This is a genomic window from Streptomyces sp. MAR4 CNX-425 (assembly GCF_048656465.1).
In the GTDB taxonomy this organism is placed as follows: Bacteria; Actinomycetota; Actinomycetes; order Streptomycetales; family Streptomycetaceae; genus Streptomyces.
Window position 1 is genome coordinate 286,472 of sequence record NZ_JBMDLF010000001.1, and the last position, 15,947, is coordinate 302,418.

13 protein-coding genes are annotated in these 15,947 nt (G+C 74.8%); 2 read left to right on the plus strand and 11 right to left on the minus strand.

The genetic code is table 11. The annotated features are described in order from the left end of the window. Positions 1-77: 77 nt before the first annotated feature. The 9 genes from ACHZ99_RS01260 to ACHZ99_RS01300 all read right to left on the minus strand — a co-directional run bounded on the left by ACHZ99_RS01260 (position 78) and on the right by ACHZ99_RS01300 (position 9,566). Complete coding sequence (locus tag ACHZ99_RS01260) at positions 78-1,403, minus strand: ABC transporter substrate-binding protein (protein WP_420302402.1); 1,326 nt, start codon at positions 1,401-1,403, stop codon at positions 78-80. A gap of 91 nt (positions 1,404-1,494) precedes the next feature. After that, positions 1,495-2,373, minus strand: a complete 879-nt coding sequence (locus ACHZ99_RS01265; RefSeq protein WP_420302403.1) for a PmoA family protein — start codon at positions 2,371-2,373, stop codon at positions 1,495-1,497. Next, positions 2,370-3,545, minus strand: a complete 1,176-nt coding sequence (locus tag ACHZ99_RS01270) for a Gfo/Idh/MocA family protein (RefSeq protein ID WP_420302404.1) — start codon at positions 3,543-3,545, stop codon at positions 2,370-2,372. The genes ACHZ99_RS01265 and ACHZ99_RS01270 overlap by 4 nt, the downstream gene beginning before the upstream one ends. Beyond that, complete coding sequence (locus ACHZ99_RS01275) at positions 3,542-4,399, minus strand: carbohydrate ABC transporter permease (protein ID WP_420303168.1); 858 nt, start codon at positions 4,397-4,399, stop codon at positions 3,542-3,544. The genes ACHZ99_RS01270 and ACHZ99_RS01275 overlap by 4 nt, the downstream gene beginning before the upstream one ends. Next, the gene (locus tag ACHZ99_RS01280; RefSeq protein WP_420302405.1) at positions 4,348-5,313 is read right to left on the minus strand and encodes a carbohydrate ABC transporter permease; all 966 of its coding nucleotides are present in this window, start codon (positions 5,311-5,313) and stop codon (positions 4,348-4,350) included. The genes ACHZ99_RS01275 and ACHZ99_RS01280 overlap by 52 nt, the downstream gene beginning before the upstream one ends. 92 nt (positions 5,314-5,405) lie before the next feature. Further along, positions 5,406-7,145 carry an L-arabinonate dehydratase gene (araD, locus tag ACHZ99_RS01285; protein WP_420302406.1) on the minus strand — a complete coding sequence of 580 codons (1,740 nt, stop codon included), beginning with the start codon at positions 7,143-7,145 and terminating at the stop codon, positions 5,406-5,408. After that, complete coding sequence (locus tag ACHZ99_RS01290; RefSeq protein ID WP_420302407.1) at positions 7,142-8,038, minus strand: dihydrodipicolinate synthase family protein; 897 nt, start codon at positions 8,036-8,038, stop codon at positions 7,142-7,144. Before ACHZ99_RS01290 ends, araD begins: the two co-directional genes overlap by 4 nt. Positions 8,039-8,109: 71 nt before the next feature. Next, positions 8,110-8,742 (minus strand): GntR family transcriptional regulator, encoded by a 633-nt coding sequence (locus ACHZ99_RS01295; RefSeq protein WP_420302408.1) that lies wholly within the window; start codon positions 8,740-8,742, stop codon positions 8,110-8,112. 209 nt (positions 8,743-8,951) lie between these two features. Continuing rightward, positions 8,952-9,566 (minus strand): TetR/AcrR family transcriptional regulator, encoded by a 615-nt coding sequence (locus tag ACHZ99_RS01300; protein WP_420302409.1) that lies wholly within the window; start codon positions 9,564-9,566, stop codon positions 8,952-8,954. Positions 9,567-9,655: 89 nt separating this feature from the next. Here ACHZ99_RS01300 and ACHZ99_RS01305 point away from each other — a divergent pair, with 89 nt between their 5' ends. After that, the gene (locus ACHZ99_RS01305) at positions 9,656-10,612 is read left to right on the plus strand and encodes a DMT family transporter (protein WP_420302410.1); all 957 of its coding nucleotides are present in this window, start codon (positions 9,656-9,658) and stop codon (positions 10,610-10,612) included. Between the two features lie 16 nt (positions 10,613-10,628). Beyond that, positions 10,629-12,119: a TerD family protein gene (locus ACHZ99_RS01310; RefSeq protein ID WP_420302411.1), complete on the plus strand. Its 1,491-nt coding sequence runs from the start codon at positions 10,629-10,631 to the stop codon at positions 12,117-12,119. Here the strand turns inward: ACHZ99_RS01310 and ACHZ99_RS01315 are convergent. Beyond that, positions 12,044-13,087, minus strand: coding sequence for a 3-keto-disaccharide hydrolase (locus ACHZ99_RS01315; RefSeq protein WP_420302412.1), 1,044 nt, complete (start codon positions 13,085-13,087; stop codon positions 12,044-12,046). The two genes, ACHZ99_RS01310 and ACHZ99_RS01315, sit on opposite strands and share 76 nt — an antisense overlap. A gap of 290 nt (positions 13,088-13,377) precedes the next feature. Then, the gene (locus ACHZ99_RS01320) at positions 13,378-15,831 is read right to left on the minus strand and encodes a PQQ-dependent sugar dehydrogenase (protein WP_420302413.1); all 2,454 of its coding nucleotides are present in this window, start codon (positions 15,829-15,831) and stop codon (positions 13,378-13,380) included. Positions 15,832-15,947: the final 116 nt, after the last annotated feature.

Below are 15,947 nucleotides of genomic sequence, written 5' to 3' on the forward strand. Positions count from 1 at the left end.
AAGGGCCGGCGGCGGTGCGCGACGCGACCTGTACGCGGGCCGCCGCCGGCCCGGTTCGAAAGGGACCGGGCGGTGCGCTACTGCTGCTGCTCCTGCCACTCCGCGCGGGCCTCGTTCAGCTGCTCCGCCAGCTGGTCGAGGAAGTCCTTCGCGCTCATCTCGCCGAGGAGCACCTTCTGGAAGGCGGGCTCGTTGTCCGTCTTGCTGATGCTGTTCCAGTCGGGCAGGTAGTACGGCAGCTGCACGAGGGTGGTGCTGCCGTCCGTCAGCGACGCGAAGGCGCCGTTCTCGCGCGCCGACTCCTTGACCCACGCGTCCTGGGCGGCCTCGGTGTTGGCGGGGATCTGCGCCGCCGACTCGTTCCACGTGCTGTTCGCCTCGTGGCCGGCGGCGAACTCGATGAACTTCCACGCGGCGGCCTTGTTGTCGCTCGACCTGAACAGCCCCAGGCCGTCCACCGGGTTGGAGACCTGCACCCGCTTCCCGCCCGGCCCGGTCGGCTGCGGCAGCCCGGCGAAGTCGTCGCCCAGCGCCTTCAGATGGTCCTGGTAGGAGCCGAGGTTGTGGCTGAGCATCCCGATGTCGCCGTTGTCGAACTGCGCGACCATCTTCACGAAGTCGTTGTTCACGTCCGCCTCGGGCGTGACCCTCTTGTACAGCCCGGTGTACTTCTCCAGCGCCGCGACGTTCTCCGGCGCGTTGACCGTGGTCTCGCCGCCCTCCCAGAACTCGGTGATGCCGGACTGCCCGTACATCACGTCGAGCGCCTGGGCGATGGAGCCCTCGCCGCCGCGGATGGTGTAGCCGAAGGCGTTGTTCTCGCGGTCGGTCAGCTTCTCCGCGGCCTCGTAGAAGGCGTCCCAGGTGGTCGGGGCGTCGAGCCCGGCCTCGGCGAACAGGTCGGTGCGGTACCACAGCGTGCCGTTGTTGGCGGAGGTCGGCACGGAGTACATCTTGTCGCCGCGCCCGCCCGCGGCCTGGACGCTCTCGGTCATGCTCTCGGCCAGCACGCCGTTCAGCGCTCCGGCCGCGATCCGGTCGCCGACGGGCTCCAGCGCGTCCTGCGCGACGATGTTGGCGAGGTACGAGGTGGCGACGCCGCCGACGTCGGGCAGGCCGCCGCCCGCGATGGCGGTGTCGTACTTGGACTGCACGTCGTTGATCGGGATCGGCACGTACTCGACGTCGATGTCCGGGTGCGCCTTCTCGAAGTCCGCGATGATCTCCTTCCACACCGGCGTGCGCACGCCGCCGTTGTTGTCCCAGAAGGTGATCGAGCCGGTGCCCTCCCCCTCGCTGCCGCCGCCGGCGGTGCCGTCGTCGCCGCAGGCGGACGCGGTGAGGGTGAGCGCGGTCGCCAGGCACACGGCGGCGGCCGCTCTGAGTGGTGTGGTCATGGTCATGTGTCGGCTCTTTCCGGTGGAGGATGTACGGGGTCGGTGGGGGGGGCGGCGGCGCACGGGCGGGGGCGCACGGGCGGGGGCGCACGGGCCCTCAGGCCACCGCCCTGCGGGCCAGCGCCGCCGCGGCGGCGCGGTCCAGCCGGCCGTCGGCCACCGCCGTGACGACCCGCCGCGTCAGCGTCGCCCCCGGCGCCAGCGGCACCCGCTCGGACCAGGCCAGCGCGGAGCCGACGCCGGGGTAGTCCCGGACGCGTACGAACCAGGGGTCGCGGCGCGTGGCGTCGGTGGCGCCGGCGAAGACCAGCGTCCAGTCGTCCGCCGCCAGCGCCAGCCAGCCCGCGGTGCGCCCGTGCACCGCCGCCTCGCCCTCGGCCGCCGCGGTGAACACCCGCGGCGGGCGGTCCGCGCGCGGCGCGCGCCAGAAGTAGCCGCCGTAGCCGGCGCCGGGGCGGCCGTTGACGGCGGGGCTGGCGAACGACAGCGGCGCGCCGGAGACGTTGGTCAGCGCGAACGACACGCCCAGCGCCCACGCCGCGTCGCCCGCCGGGGCGACGGCGACGGCCCGGCGCTCGCGCAGCACCTCGGCCCCGGCCGCGTACCAGCTCAGCTCCTCGACGAAGCCGTCCGGGTCGCGCAGCAGCCAGCCGGCGTGCCGCTGTTCGCCGTGGTTGTCCAGCTCGACGGGGCCCTGGCCGCGGACGAAGGTGCGCCCGCCCCAGAAGTTGCCGCCCGCGACGTCCGGGACGGCGATGCTGACGCCGAGGTGGTGCGGGTGGTCGGCGGGCATCAGCTCGGTGACCGGCAGGCCGGCCAGGGTGGTGAGCGGGTGGAGGTACGGGCGCGGGGCCAGCCGGTGGTCGAGGTGCGGGCGGTGGACGTAGCGGCCGACGCGGCGGCCGCCGCAGCACAGCAGGGTGGCGGCGTCGGCGGGGGTGCGGCCGGGCTGCCGGTCGCGGGAGGGGATCGTCATGCGGGGCTCACCTCGCTGCCGGCGGCCCAGGGGGCGCCGAGTTCGGAGTAGAGGGCCAGCCGCTCCGCGCCGGCGGCGACGAGCGCGTCGACGCCGGGCACGACGCGGCGCGCGCCGGCCGGCCCGGCGGCGGGCACCTCGCGCCAGGCGGCGGCGGGCAGCGGCACGGGGGCGGGGGCGGTGCGTACGGCCTCGGCCACCCGCATGAACGCGCCGGCGGCGGCGACGGGCGCGAGCAGCGGCGTGCCGTCGCGGAGGTGGTCGAGGAGATTGCCGAGGAGGTCGGTCCTGGGGTAGGTGATCTCCTCCGGGCCGTGCCCGGCGCGCTGGAGCAGGACGCGGTCCTCCTTGTACCAGAACGTGATCCGGCCGCGGGTGCCGTGCACCATCACGTACGGCTCGGCCGCGCGCTCGGCGCAGAGCGTGACGGCGGCGACGATCTCGGTGCCGCGGGCGGTGGTCAGCCGGACGGCGGAGGTGTCGTCGGCCTCGATGTCGTAGGCGCGGTACAGCTCCAGGTCGATGCCGGTGACGTCCCGGGCCCGGGCCGTGCCGTCGAGGGCGAGCGCGGTGGCGACGGTGTGCGCGAGCGGGTTGGTGAGGACGCCGTCGCCGACGTCGGCGCCGTCGAGGCGGCGCCGGCCGGTCCAGTGCGCGCGGCGGAAGTACGCCTCGTCGCGCACCCACGCGCCGGCGGCGCCGATGCCCCGTACCGCGCCGACGGCCCCCTCGGCGACGAGCGCGCGGACGGCGGGCAGGGCGTGCGAGCCGAGCGACTGGAAGCCGATCTGGCAGGCGACGCCGGCGGAGCGGCAGGCGGCCTCGATGCGCTCGTACAGCGCGAACGACGGCGCGGGCGGCTTCTCCAGCAGCAGGTGCACGCCGTGCCCGGCGGCGGCGACGGCGAAGTCGGTGTGGGTGGGGATCGGGGTGGAGACGACGGCCAGCGCCGCGCCGGTACGCCCCAGCAGCGCGGCGAAGTCGGCGTCCTGGGCGACGGGGGCGCCAGCGAACTCCGCGGCGGCCAGCGGCCGGGTCTCGCAGACGCCGGCCAGCTCGACCAGGCCCGCGCGCTCCAGCCTGCGGATGTTCTCCAGGTGCCGGCGGCCGTGGCCGCGGGCCCCGGCCAGCACGACGCGCACGGGGGTACGGGAACCGTTGCGGAGGATCATCCCTTCACCGCCCCCGCGCTGAAGCCGGTGATCAGCCACCGCTGGATGAACGCGAACACGATCACCACCGGCACCGCCGCGATCACCCCGCCCGCCGCCAGCGCGCCCAGGTCGACGCTGTCGGCGCCGATGAGCGTGTTGAGGCCGACGGGGATCGTCTGCTTGTCCTGCTCGCTGAGGAACATCAGCGCGAAGAGGAAGTGGTTCCAGCTGTGCACGAAGGCGAAGGAGCCGACGGCGATCAGCCCGGGCCGCAGCAGCGGCAGCACCACCGCGCAGAACGCCCGGAAGCGCCCGCAGCCGTCGACCCAGGCGGCCTCCTCCAGCGCGTACGGGACGTTCTTGACGAACGTGCTGAGGAGGATCAGCGACAGCGGGAGCTGGAAGACCGTCTCGGCGACGACGACGCTGCCCAGCGAGTTGATCATCTGGAGGTTGCGGAAGATCTCGAAGAGCGGGACGAGCATCAGCGCGCCGGGGATGAACTGCGAGCACAGCAGCCCGAGCAGGAAGACCTTCTTGATGCGGAAGTCGAAGCGGGCCAGCGCGTAGCCGCCGGCGAGCGCGACGCCGGTGGTCATCACCAGCGTGGCGAGGCCGACGTACATGCTGTTCTGGAAGAAGGTGGCGAAGCTGCGCTCCGTCCACACCTTCTCGAAGTGCTCGCCCGTCATCGGCCACGGCACCAGCGAGGTGGACCCGGCGGGGCGCAGCGCGAAGAGCAGCATCCAGTAGAACGGGACGAGCGTGAACAGCAGGTAGAACCCGAGCGGGAGCCAGATCTGCCAGCGCGGCACGGTGTTCATCGGTCGTCGCCTCCGAACTTGCTCAGGCGCAGGTAGAGGATCGAGCAGAAGAGGAGGATCACGAACGCGACGGTGGTCAGGGCCGCGGCGTAGCCGAAGTCGTGGCCGTGGATGCCGGTGTTGGCGACGTAGAGCGGCAGGGTGGTCGTCTCGCCCGCGGGGCCGCCGCCGGTGAGGGTGTAGAGGAGGTCGACGTTGTTGAACTCCCAGACCGCGCGCAGCAGCGTCGACAGGACGATCGCGTCCCGCAGGTGCGGCAGCGTGATGTGGACGAACTGCCGGAGCCGGCCGGCGCCGTCGACCGCGGCGGCCTCGTACAGGTCCTTCGGGACGGACTGGAGGTCGGCGAGGATGAGGATGGCGAAGAAGGGCACGCCGCGCCAGAGTTCGGCGAGGACGGCGGCCCAGAAGACGGTGCCGGTGTCGGAGAGGACGGATGTGCCGTACTCGCCGATGCCGGCGTCGGCGAGGTAGCGGCTGACGCCGGTGGCGGGGTTGTAGAGCAGCATCCAGATCGTGGTGGTGAGCACGCCGGAGACGGCCCACGGGGAGAACACCAGCGCCCGGGCGAACGCCCGGCCCAGGAAGGTCTGGTTGACGATCAGGGCGAGGGCGAGGCCGAACGCGAGTTGCAGCCCGACCTCGACGACGACCCACTTGGCGCTGAAGGCCAGGGAGTCCCAGAACAGCGGGTCGTCGGTGAGCAGGGTGGTGAAGTTGTCCAGGCCGGCGAAGCCGTTCCGCCAGGGCTTGGTGACGTTGTAGTGCCGCAGGCTGTAGTAGAAGACGCTGAGCATCGGGTACGCGATGAAGCCCAGCATCAGCAGCCCGGCGGGGGCGATCAGCAGATACGGAAGGTGCCGGGGCCCACCGCGCCGGCTGCCGCCGCGCCGGCTTCCCCCGCTGCGGGTCTCCGCGCGCCGCCGGGCCGTTCCGGGCGGCCGGGCCACGGCTTGGGCCATGTCTGCTCCTATCGATGCCGTCGAAGCGCTTCGCGAACGTCGTTCGGTGGGTCGGACAGGTGGAGCGGGGTCGGGCGGGGGCGGCTCGGGGGTCAGCCCGCGTAGGGCTCGGGCACCCGGCCCGTACGGGCCAGGAAGGCGAAGTCGCAGCCGGTGTCGGCCTGCGTGATCTGGTCGGCGTACAGGGCGCCGTAGCCGCGCCCGTAGCGCGGGGGCGGCGGGGTCCAGGCGGCGCGGCGGCGGGCCAGCTCCGCGTCGCCGACCTCCAGCCGCAGGGTGCGCGCGGGGACGTCGAGGGTGACGGGGTCGCCGTTCTCGACGAGGGCCAGCGGCCCGCCGACGTACGCCTCGGGGGCGATGTGCAGCACGCACGCGCCGTAACTGGTGCCGCTCATCCGGGCGTCGGAGATCCGCACCATGTCGCGTACGCCCTGCTTGAGCAGGTACGCGGGGATCGGCAGCATGCCGTACTCCGGCATGCCGGGGCCGCCCAGGGGGCCCGCGTTGCGCAGCACCAGCACGTGGTCGGCGGTGAGCGCGAGGGCGGGGTCGTCGATGGTGCGCTGCAGCTCGCGGTAGTCGTCGAAGACGGCGGCGGGGCCGGTGTGCACGAGCAGCCGGGGCTCGGCGGCGACGTGCTTGACGACGGCGCCGTCCGGGCAGAGGTTGCCGCGCAGCACGGCCACGCCGCCCTCGGCGGCGACGGGGTTGTCGCGGGGGCGTATCACCTCCGGGTCGTGCACCCGGGCCCCGGCGAGCTGCTCGCGCAGGGTGCCGGCGGCGGTGGGGCGGTCGAGGTGCAGCACGTCGGCCAGGCGGGACAGCAGCGCGGGCAGCCCGCCGGCGAAGTGGAAGTCCTCCATCAGGAACCGGCCGCCGGGGCGCACGTCGGCGAGCACCGGCACCGTGCGCGCGATCCGGTCGAAGTCGGCGGGGGCCAGGGCGACGCGGGAGCGGCCGGCCATGGCGACGAGGTGGATGACGGCGTTGGTGGAGCCGCCGAGGGCGAGGACGGTGGCGGCGGCGTCCTCGTACGCCTCGCGGGTGAGGATCCGCGCGGGCGTCAGGTCCTCCGCCACCATCGAGACGATCCGCGCGCCGGCCGCGGCGGCCATCCGCTCGTGCCCGGAGTCGACCGCGGGGATCGACGAGGCGCCGGGCAGGGTCATGCCGAGCGCCTCGGCGGCGGCGGTCATGGTGGAGGCGGTGCCCATCGTCATGCAGTGGCCGGGCGAGCGGGCGAGCCCGCACTCCAGCTCGGCCAGTTCGCAGTCGCCGATCAGCCCGGCGCGGTGGTCGTCCCAGTACTTCCACATGTCGGTGCCGGAGCCGAGGACCTCGCCGCGCCAGCGGCCGGGCAGCATCGGCCCGGACGGGACGAAGAGGGCCGGCAGGCCGGCGCTGGCGGCGCCCATGAGCAGCGCGGGCGTGGTCTTGTCGCAGCCGCCCATGAGCACGGCGCCGTCGACGGGGTACGAGCGCAGCAGCTCCTCGGTCTCCATCGCCAGGAGGTTGCGGTAGAGCATGGGCGTGGGCTTCTGGAAGGTCTCCGAGAGCGTGGCGACCGGGAACTCCAGCGGGAAGCCGCCGGCCTGCCACACGCCGCGCTTGACGGCCTGGGCGCGCTCGCGGAGGTGGGCGTGGCAGGGGTTGATGTCGGACCAGGTGTTGAGGATCGCGACGACCGGTTTGCCGAGGTGCTCCTCCGGCAGGTAGCCCAGCTGCCGGGTGCGGGCGCGGTGGCTGAAGGAGCGCAGTCCGGCGGCGACCCCGTCCCCGTACCAGCGGTGGCTGCGCAGCTCGCGCCCCCGGCCGGGGGCGTCGCCGGTCATATGTCCCACCCCCGTACGAGCCGCGCCACCCGCTCCCGCACCGGCTCCGGCAGCCGGCGGCCCGGCGGGCGCACGTCGCGGCGGGCGAGGCCGAGGGCGGCCAGGGCCTCCTTGACGACGGAGACGTTGTCGGCGGAGGCGTCGGCGGCGCGCAGCTCCTCGAAGGGGCGGATCTGCTCCCAGACCCGCATGGCGGCGGGGTAGTCGGCGGCGCGCAGCGCCGCCAGCATGGCGAGCGAGACCCCGGGCGCGACGTTGGCCAGGCCGGAGGTGAAGCCGGTGGCGCCGCAGGCCCAGTAGGCGGGCGCGTACAGCTCGGCGAGCCCGGCGACCCAGACGAACCGCTCCCCGCCGGCGTCGCGCGCGAAGGCGGCGAAGCGGGCGGCGTCGGGGACGGAGTACTTGACGCCGACGACGTTGGGGCACAGCTCGCCGAGCCGGGCCAGCCGGGCGCCGTCGAGGCGGTCGCTGCGGATGTACGGGACGACCCCGAGCCCGGGGACGGCATCGGCGACGGCCCGGTGGTAGTCGACCCAGCCGCTCTGCGAGACGTACGGGTGCACCGGCTGGTGCACCATCACCATCTCGGCGCCCGCGTCGCGGGCGTGCCGGGCGGCGTCGACGGCGGTGGGCAGGTCGTGGCCGACGCCGGCGACGACGACGGCCTCGCCGCCGGCCTCGGCGACGGTCAGCTCGGTGACGCGGCGGCGCTCGGCGGGGCCGAGGGAGTAGTACTCACCGGTGTTGCCGTTGGGGGTGAGGGTCCGCACGCCGGCGTCGAGGAGGCGGCGGAGCAGCGCGCGGTAGGTGTCCTCGTCGACGTCGCCGGCGGCGTCGAAGGGCGTGACGGGGACGGCGACGGCCTCGGCGAGCGCGGGCCTGAGGTGGTCCATGGGGCCGGCCTTCCTGTCGGTGTCGGCGGGGGCGCCGCGGGGGCGGCGGTGGTGCGGACCGTCGCCGGGGGTCACGCGGGGAACGCCCGGGCGAGGAAGGAGGCGATGTGGTCGTGGAGCGCCGCGCCGGCCGCCGCCGCGTCGCCGGCGGCGGCGAGCCGGAGGATCTCGCGGTGCTCCCCGGCCTCGCGCTCCCAGGAGGGGTTGGCGGACCAGGCGACGGTGGAGACCAGCGCGGCCTGGTCGCGGAGGTCGTCGAGCATGCGGCTGAGCAGCGGGTTGCCGCAGGGCAGGTAGAGGGCGCGGTGGAAGTCGCGGTTGGCGAGGCTGCGTTCGGCGGCGTCGGGGGCGGCCTCGGCGAGCTCCAGGGCGTCGGCGGCGGCCTGGAGCGAGGCGCGGAGCGCGACGGTGCGGCGCAGCGCCTCGGGTTCGAGGAGGAGCCGGACGTCGTAGACCTCGCGGGCCATGGTGGCGTCCACGGTGCGCACGGTGACGCCCTTGTACTGGCTCATCACCACCAGGCCGGAGCCGGCCAGGGTCTTGAGCGCCTCGCGCACCGGCGTCTTGGAGACCCCGAACTGCGCGGCGAGGTCGGCCTCGACGAGCGGCTGCCCGGGGGTGAGCTTGCCGGTGAGGATGGCGTGTTTGATCGCTTCCCGCACGTACTGCGTGCGGGAGGGGATCGGGCCGGGAGCGAAGGTCATGGCCGCCCTTAGGTGTCTCAGGTATCGCGTCTCATATATGACGTACGAAGTACGACGCGCCGAAGGTAGGACGGGGCCGGGAGTTCGTCAAGGGGTGCCGCGGCGACGACTTCCACGCCGGGCGGGGCGGCGGCGGGCGCGGTGGGAAAGCGCTTGCGCCCCGCCGCTGCCGCGACTGCGCCGCGGCCGGGCGCCGACCTGGGGTGACGTCAGGCGGTGCAGCCGGCGCGCAGCAGCGCGGCCTCGGCGAGCCGCCGGGAGACGGTGACGGGGTCGGGCACGGCCGACAGCCCGTAGAGCACGGTCGCGCCCTCGTGGATCAGCAGCAGCTCGTCGGCGAGCAGCCCGGGGTCGGCGGCGCCGGCCCACTCGCACAGGTCGCGCAGGTACCCGCGCAGCCAGTGCTTCTGATCGGCGATGACCTGGCGCCCCGCGTGCCCGGGGTCGGGCAGCTCGGCGGCGGCGTTGACGAAGCTGCACCCACGCGGGGACTGCCCGCCCATCCAGGTGCCGAGCGCGTCGAAGGTGGCCAGGATCCGGTCGCAGGCGCTGCCGCCGGCGGCGGTGCGCTCGACCTCGGCGGGCAGCCAGGTGCGCCAGCGCTCGTCGCGCCGGCGCAGGTAGGCGGCGACGAGGGCGTCCTTGGAGCCGTAGCGGTCGTAGATCGTCTTCTTGGTCACGCCCGCCCGGCGGGCGATGAGGTCCACGCCGACGGCGGTGATGCCGCGGCTGTAGAACAGCGCCTCCGCGGCGTCCAGGACCTTCCGCGCCGCGGGCGTGAGCCGCGTCGCCGGCGCCGCCGCTCCGGCCGTCTGCGTCGCCATCTCCGACCACCTCCGCCCGCGAGTATACCGACCTGTTTAGTACACTGGCCAGCGGCAGTAAACAGATCGGTTTAATCAAGGAGGTCGGCATGGGTGCGACGGCCGTGTCAGCCGGGCTGGTCGCCTTCTGGAGCTCCGGCTTCATCGGCGCCGAGCTGGGCACCCGCGAGGCCGCGGCGGACACCCTGCTGATGTGGCGGTTCCTCGCCGCCGCGGCGCTCTTCGGCGCCGGCTGGCTGCTGCTGCGCCGGCGCCGGCTGCCGCGCCGGGCGCTGGCCGAGCAGGCCGCGATCGGCGCCCTGTCGCAGGGCGGCTACCTGGGCGCCATCGTCTGGGCCGTGGGCCTCGGCGTCCCCGCCGGCACCGCCGCGCTGATCGCCGCGCTCCAGCCGCTGGCGGCCGGCGCGCTCGCCGGGCCGCTGCTCGGCGAGACGGTGACCCGGCGGCAGTGGGCGGGGCTCGCGGTCGGGCTCGCGGGGGTGGCCCTGGTCGTACGGGACGACCTCGGCGCCGGCGGCGCCGCCCCGCCGTGGGCGTACGCGCTGCCCTTCGCCGGCATGGCCGCGCTCCTGGGCGCCAGTTTCCTGGAGCGCCGGGCCCGCTCCCCGCTGCCGCCGGCGGACGCGGTGCCGGTGCACGTGCTGGTCAGCGCCGCGCTCTTCGGCGCGGTCGCGCTGGCCGGCGGGCGGGGCGCGCCGCCCGCGGGGGCCGGGTTCTGGCTGGCGGTGGCGTGGGTGGTGGTGCTGTCCACGGCCGGCGGGTACGGCTTCTACTGGCTGAGCCTGCGCCGCGGCGGCGTCACCCGGACCAGCGCGCTGATGTATCTGACGCCGCCGGTCACGGCGCTGTGGGCGTACGCGATGTTCGGCGAGGCGCCCGGGCTCGCGGCGGTGGCCGGAATGGCGGTGGCGGCGGCCGGGGTGGCGGCGGCGACCCTGCGCCCGCCGGGGGCGGCCGCGGCCGCCGGGGGCGCGGGGCGTACCAGCTCACGGACGGTCCTCTTCCGGCGTACCCGGGAGGAACCGCGGACCGGGGCCGTTCGTTAGCCGGGGCATGACTGCGATGACCCCTGGCTCGAACCTACCGCTCAGCGCCGCCCGGGTGGCCGTGGACGTCACCGCGCCGGTGCGGCTCGACGTCTCGGGCCTCCTGCTCACCACCGCCGGCAAGGTGCGCTCCGACGACGACTTCGTCTTCTACAACCAGCCCTCGGGTCCCGGGGTGAGCCACCAGTCGGCCGGCACCGCCGACACCATCACGGTGGACACCGCGGGCGTGCCCGCGGACATCGACAAGGTCGTGGTCACCGCCAGCCTGGACAGCGGGACGTTCGCGGGGACCGAGCCGACCGCGACGGTGCGGGACGCGGCCAGCGGCGCGGTCGTCGCCACGTTCACGCCGCCGCGGCTGTCGAGCGAGACGGCCCTGGTCGTGGTGGAGGTCTACCGCCGCGGCGACGCGTGGAAGGTGCGCGCCGTGGGCCAGGGGTACGCGAACGGGCTGGCCGGCATCGCCACCGACTTCGGCGTCAGCGTCGACGAGCCGGCCGCCCCCGCACAGGCAGCCCCCGCGCAGGCCGCGCCCGCCGCGGCGCCGCCGCCGGCCGCCCCGGCTCCGGCGGCTCCCCAGCCGCCGCCCGCCCCGCAGGCCCCGGCCGCCCCGCAGCCGCCGCCGGCGCCCGCCGCCCCGCAGCCGCCGGCCGCGCCCATGCCGGGCTCCGCCCCGGCACCGCTCCCGAACCGCTCCGCCCCCGGCGCCCCGCCCCCCGCTCCCCCGGCGCCCGCCGCCCCGGCCGCGCCCGCCGCCGGCGGCTTCGGCCCGCCGCCGGCCGCCGCCCCGCAGCAGCAGCCCGGCCCGCCGCCGGCGGGCGGGCAGCCCGGGAAGGTCAACCTCGACAAGGGCCGCGTCAACCTCCAGAAGAACCAGACGGTCTCCCTGGTCAAGGGCGGCCAGCCGCTGCTGACCACGGTGAAGATGGGCCTGGGCTGGGAGCCCGCCTTCGGCGGCGGCCGCCGCCGGGCCAAGTCCATCGACCTGGACGCCTCCGTCATCGCGTACGGCCCCCAGCGCAACAAGATCGACAACTGCTTCTTCGGCAAGCTCCAGATCCTGAACGGCGCCATCCAGCACTCCGGCGACAACCTCACCGGCGAGGGCTCGGGCGACGACGAGGTCATCACCGTCCACCTCGGCGGCCTGCCGCCGGACGTCACCGGCCTGGTCTTCACGGTGAACTCCTTCTCCGGCCAGAAGTTCACCGACGTCGCCAAGGCGTACTGCCGCCTGCTCGACGGCCAGACCGGCGAGGAGATGGTCCGCTTCGACCTCACCCACTCCGAGCCGCGCACCGGCGTGCTGATGGCGAAGTTCGTCAAGCAGTTCAGCGGCGAGTGGGAGATGACCGCCCTCGGCGAGTACGTCGACTCCCGCACCGTGAAGGGCATGGTCAAGCCCGCCGCCTTCGTGGGCGCCCCGGGCTACGCCAGGTCGCGTACCCGGATGTTGCGGAACTCCACGACCGACTGCGTGTCGTGGTTCTGCAGGCCGACGTAGCCCTCGGCGAACTGCCGGCCGCTGGTGCCCGGGTCGTCCGGGCGGCCCGGGAAGGGCAGGCCGGGCTCGTTCTCGAACTCGTTGATGACCTCGCCGTTGCGGATCACCGTGTAGTGCTGCCCGACCACCCGGATCTCCAGGTCGTTCCACACGCCCTTGTCGGCCGGCCGGGCGGCGGCGAGGTCCAGGTCGGCGAAGCCGTAGACCGAACCGGTCTTGCGCGGGTCGTTGCCGGCGGTCTCGGCCGAGTCGTTGATCTGGATCTCGTGCCCGCAGTTGACGGCCACCCACGCCGGGTCGTTCGTCCGGCACTCGGGGTGGGCCGCCGGGTCGACGCCCGGGAAGCGGACGAGGACGCCGCTGTTGGAGCGGCTGTCGTCGGCCCGCAGGTCGCGGAACTGGAGCCGCAGCGAGAAGTCGCCGAACTTCTCCTCCTCGTACCAGAGCATGCCGAGCCCGCCGGTGGCCGGCTCCGGCCCGGTGGCCATCGAGCCGTCGTCGTTCAGCTCGAAGCCGCGCCCGCCGACGTAGCCCCAGTCGTCGAACGACTCCCGGCTGCCGTCGAAGATCACGTCGTACGGCGCGGGCCCGTGCTTGCCGCCGATGCCGGACTTCGCCGCGGTCACGATCAGCCGCGCGTACTCCCACGGACTGACCACGTCGGCGCGCATCAGGGAGCGCGACACCCTCTCGGTGTGCGCCACGAACGCGCCCCGGCTCTTCCAGGCGCGCTCGTCGTCGATGAGGTCGTTGACCGTGCAGCCGCCCCCGGCGGTGCGGTTGGGCACCCCGCTGTCGTCGTCCAGGAAGCGGACGGTCGGGCGGGCGTCGGGGGCGGCGCAGGTCGTGTCGCCGGCGGCGCCGGCGGCGGACTCCCCGGCGGCGGCCGCCGTCGGGGCGAGCAGTCCGCCGGCGAGGGTGGCGGCGGCCAGGGCGGTGCCGGCGAGCGGCAGGCTCGTACGACGCATGGTGTGGCTCCTCGGGTGGTGTCGTCGGGCGTACGGGTGATGGCCTGAGGGGCCGTGGGGGGACGGGGTGCCGCGGCGCGGAAGGCGCCCGGAGCCGACCGGTGCGGACCCGGCTCCGGGTGGGCCGGGCGCGGGAACGTGCCGCGCCCGGCGCCGCCGTCTCCGCCCCGCCGCGCGGGTCTCCCGCGCGCGGCGGAGGCGCGTGCGTGCCTTCCCCGCCGCCGCGGCCCGCCGGCGCTCCCTCGGGGCGCCGGCGGCCGTGCGGTGGCGGTGCGGTGTGGCGCGCGGCGTCAGCCGCGGCCCAGGTGGAAGCTGTCCAGCGCGAACTCCCCTCCGGTGAGCACCAGGTACAGCGACGTCGTCCCGGCGGGCGCGTCCGTGACCTCGGCGCTCACCTCGCTCCAGCCGGCGGCCCCGCCCACCGGGGCGGTGGCGAGCACCGGCCCGTCGGGCGCGCCCGCGCGCAGCTCCAGCGCGCCGCCGGCGCCGCCGGCGGCGTCGACCCGGGCGGACAGGTGCGCGATGCCGCTCAGGACGTACGGCTCGAAGGCGATCCACTCGCCGCCCCCGCCGGTGACGGCCCGGCCGCCCTCGGCGCCGTCCGCGTCGGCGGCCGCGGCGCCCTCGGCGGTGTCGAAGTGCTCGGCCTGCCGGTGGGCGGGCTGAAGCTTGTGCTCGGCGCTGGTGTTCAGCGCGGGTACGCCGGCGGTGGCGCCGCCGCCGTCGGTGTAGGTGGCGCGGATGAGGCCGAAGAGGTTGGCGTGGTCGTCGTGCCGGTCCTCCGCGAAGATCTCGATGGTGCCGGTGCAGCCCTTCTCGAAGGTCATCGGGTGGCCGTGGGTGTCGTGCCCGAGCGCGTAGTCCACGCGCACCCGGGAGCAGTCGGCCTCGCCGTCCTCGGCGTCGGTGGCCGAGACCTCGAACGGGATGGCGTCCCCGTACTCGAAGACCGTGCCGTCCTCCGGCAGCTTCAGCTCCACCTCCGGCGGGGTGTTGCCGACGACGACGCGGACGGCGGAGGTGCCGGTGTTGCCGTCCGGGTCGGTGACGGTGAGGACGGCGGAGTACTCGCCGTCCTTGCTGTAGGTGTGCTTCGGGTTCGGCTTGCCGGAGGTCCTGCCGTCGCCGAAGTCCCAGCGGTAGGTGAGGTATTCGCTGTCCCGGTCGGCGGTCCCGGCCGAGGAGAACGCGACCTTCAGCGGCGCGTGCCCGCTGGTCGCGTCGGAGGAGGCGGCGGGTTCGGGGGCGAAGCCCTGGGCGGCGTTCTGGATGCGGTACAGCGCGGAGTTGGCGTCGCCGTTGAAGAAGCCGGTGCCGTAGTCGAGGAAGTACAGCGCCCCGTCCGGGCCGAACTCCATGTCCATGATCTTGCTGCCGGACGAGAAGTCCTCGATGCCGGCGACCCCGCCGTCCTCGCCCACGGCGACGGTCTTGATCCACTCGCGGCCGTGCTCGCCGGCGAAGAACAGCTCGTCGTAGCGCTCGGGGAGCTGGAGCCGGGAGTCGAGGTCCGGGTTGTGGCGGAAGACCGGGCCGGCCATCGGGGACTCCGAGCCGCTGCCGAACTCGGGCAGGGAGTCGCCGTCGTAGGCGATCCAGGCGGGCTGGGCCGGGGGCAGTTCGGTCAGGCCGGTGTTGCGCGGCGACTCGTTGCGGGGCGCGGCGCAGTCGAACGCCGCGCCGGAGGTGCCGGTGGCGAAGTCGTAGTCGATGTAGGCGTCGTTCTCGCCGTGGCAGTACGGCCAGCCGAAGTTCCCGGCTTCGGTGATCCGGTTGAACTCGACCTGGCCGCCGGGCCCGCGCGCCGGGTCGGCCGCGCCGGAGTCGGGGCCGTAGTCGCCGACGTAGACGGTGCCGGTGGCCTGGTCGACGCTCATCCGGAACGGGTTGCGGAAGCCCATGGCGTAGATCTCGGGCCTGGTCTTCTCGGTGCCGGGCGCGAAGAGGTTGCCGTCCGGGACGGTGTACGAGCCGTCGGCCGGGTCGACCTTGATCCGCAGGATCTTGCCGCGCAGGTCGTTGGTGTTGCCGGCGGAGCGCTGCCCGTCGAAGGACGGGTTGCGGGTCTCGCGCTCGTCGATGGGCGTGTAGCCGTCGGAGGCGAAGGGGTCGGTGTCGTCGCCGGTGGACAGCAGCAGGTTGCCGGCGCTGTCGAAGGCGATGTCGCCGCCGTTGTGGCAGCACCGGCCGCGGTCGGTGCCGACTTCGAGCACGGTCTTCTCGCTGCCGAGGTCGAGGGTGCCGTCCTCGTTCAGGGTGAAGCGCGAGAGGCGGTTGACGCCCTCGTACGCCTCGAAGTCGGCGGGCTGGCCGTCGCTCGGCGCGATGCCGTGCGGGGTGTCCATGACGGGGGCGTAGTAGAGGTAGACGGCGCGGTTGTCCTCGAAGTCCGGGTCCACGCCGACGCCCTGGAGGCCGTCCTCGTCGTGCGGGTAGACGGGCAGCCGGGCGGCGACGCGGGTGCCGCCCGCGGCGCCGGTGTGCCAGAGGGTGCCGTCGCGCGAGGTGTGCAGCACGGCGCCGTCGGGCAGCACGGCGAGCGCCATCGGCTCCCCGACCTGGTCGACGCCCTTGGCGAGGGTCACCTGTTGCAGGTCGGGGGCGACGGGCCCGTCGTCCCGGGCGGCCGGCGGCTCGTGCGCGGCGCCGGCGGCGGTCAGGCCGGGGGCGAGGCCGCTGCCGAGGAGCAGGGCTCCCGCGAAGGCGGCGAGTGCGGTGCGGAGTCTCGGTCGGGTCTTGTGCACGTTGCGTCCTCCCGTGAAGTGACGGGTGACTCGGATGCGGACGGGCGCGCGCCGCCGTCAGGACCGTAACCGCTTTCGCCCCGGCCGAAAAGAGCTTTGGCAGGAACGCCAGTCCA

What these genes read in the sequence shown, in the direction of transcription:
- ACHZ99_RS01305 (WP_420302410.1), top strand. Translation starts at nt 9,656, where the DNA reads ATGGGTGCGACGGCCGTGTCAGCCGGGCTGGTCGCCTTCTGGAGCTCC.
- ACHZ99_RS01260 (WP_420302402.1), bottom strand. Translation starts at nt 1,403, where the DNA reads ATGACCATGACCACACCACTCAGAGCGGCCGCCGCCGTGTGCCTGGCG.
- ACHZ99_RS01270 (WP_420302404.1), bottom strand. Translation starts at nt 3,545, where the DNA reads ATGATCCTCCGCAACGGTTCCCGTACCCCCGTGCGCGTCGTGCTGGCC.
- ACHZ99_RS01295 (WP_420302408.1), bottom strand. Translation starts at nt 8,742, where the DNA reads ATGACCTTCGCTCCCGGCCCGATCCCCTCCCGCACGCAGTACGTGCGG.
- araD (WP_420302406.1), bottom strand. Translation starts at nt 7,145, where the DNA reads ATGACCGGCGACGCCCCCGGCCGGGGGCGCGAGCTGCGCAGCCACCGC.
- ACHZ99_RS01315 (WP_420302412.1), bottom strand. Translation starts at nt 13,087, where the DNA reads ATGCGTCGTACGAGCCTGCCGCTCGCCGGCACCGCCCTGGCCGCCGCC.
- ACHZ99_RS01300 (WP_420302409.1), bottom strand. Translation starts at nt 9,566, where the DNA reads ATGGCGACGCAGACGGCCGGAGCGGCGGCGCCGGCGACGCGGCTCACG.
- ACHZ99_RS01290 (WP_420302407.1), bottom strand. Translation starts at nt 8,038, where the DNA reads ATGGACCACCTCAGGCCCGCGCTCGCCGAGGCCGTCGCCGTCCCCGTC.
- ACHZ99_RS01280 (WP_420302405.1), bottom strand. Translation starts at nt 5,313, where the DNA reads ATGGCCCAAGCCGTGGCCCGGCCGCCCGGAACGGCCCGGCGGCGCGCG.
- ACHZ99_RS01265 (WP_420302403.1), bottom strand. Translation starts at nt 2,373, where the DNA reads ATGACGATCCCCTCCCGCGACCGGCAGCCCGGCCGCACCCCCGCCGAC.
- ACHZ99_RS01310 (WP_420302411.1), top strand. Translation starts at nt 10,629, where the DNA reads ATGACCCCTGGCTCGAACCTACCGCTCAGCGCCGCCCGGGTGGCCGTG.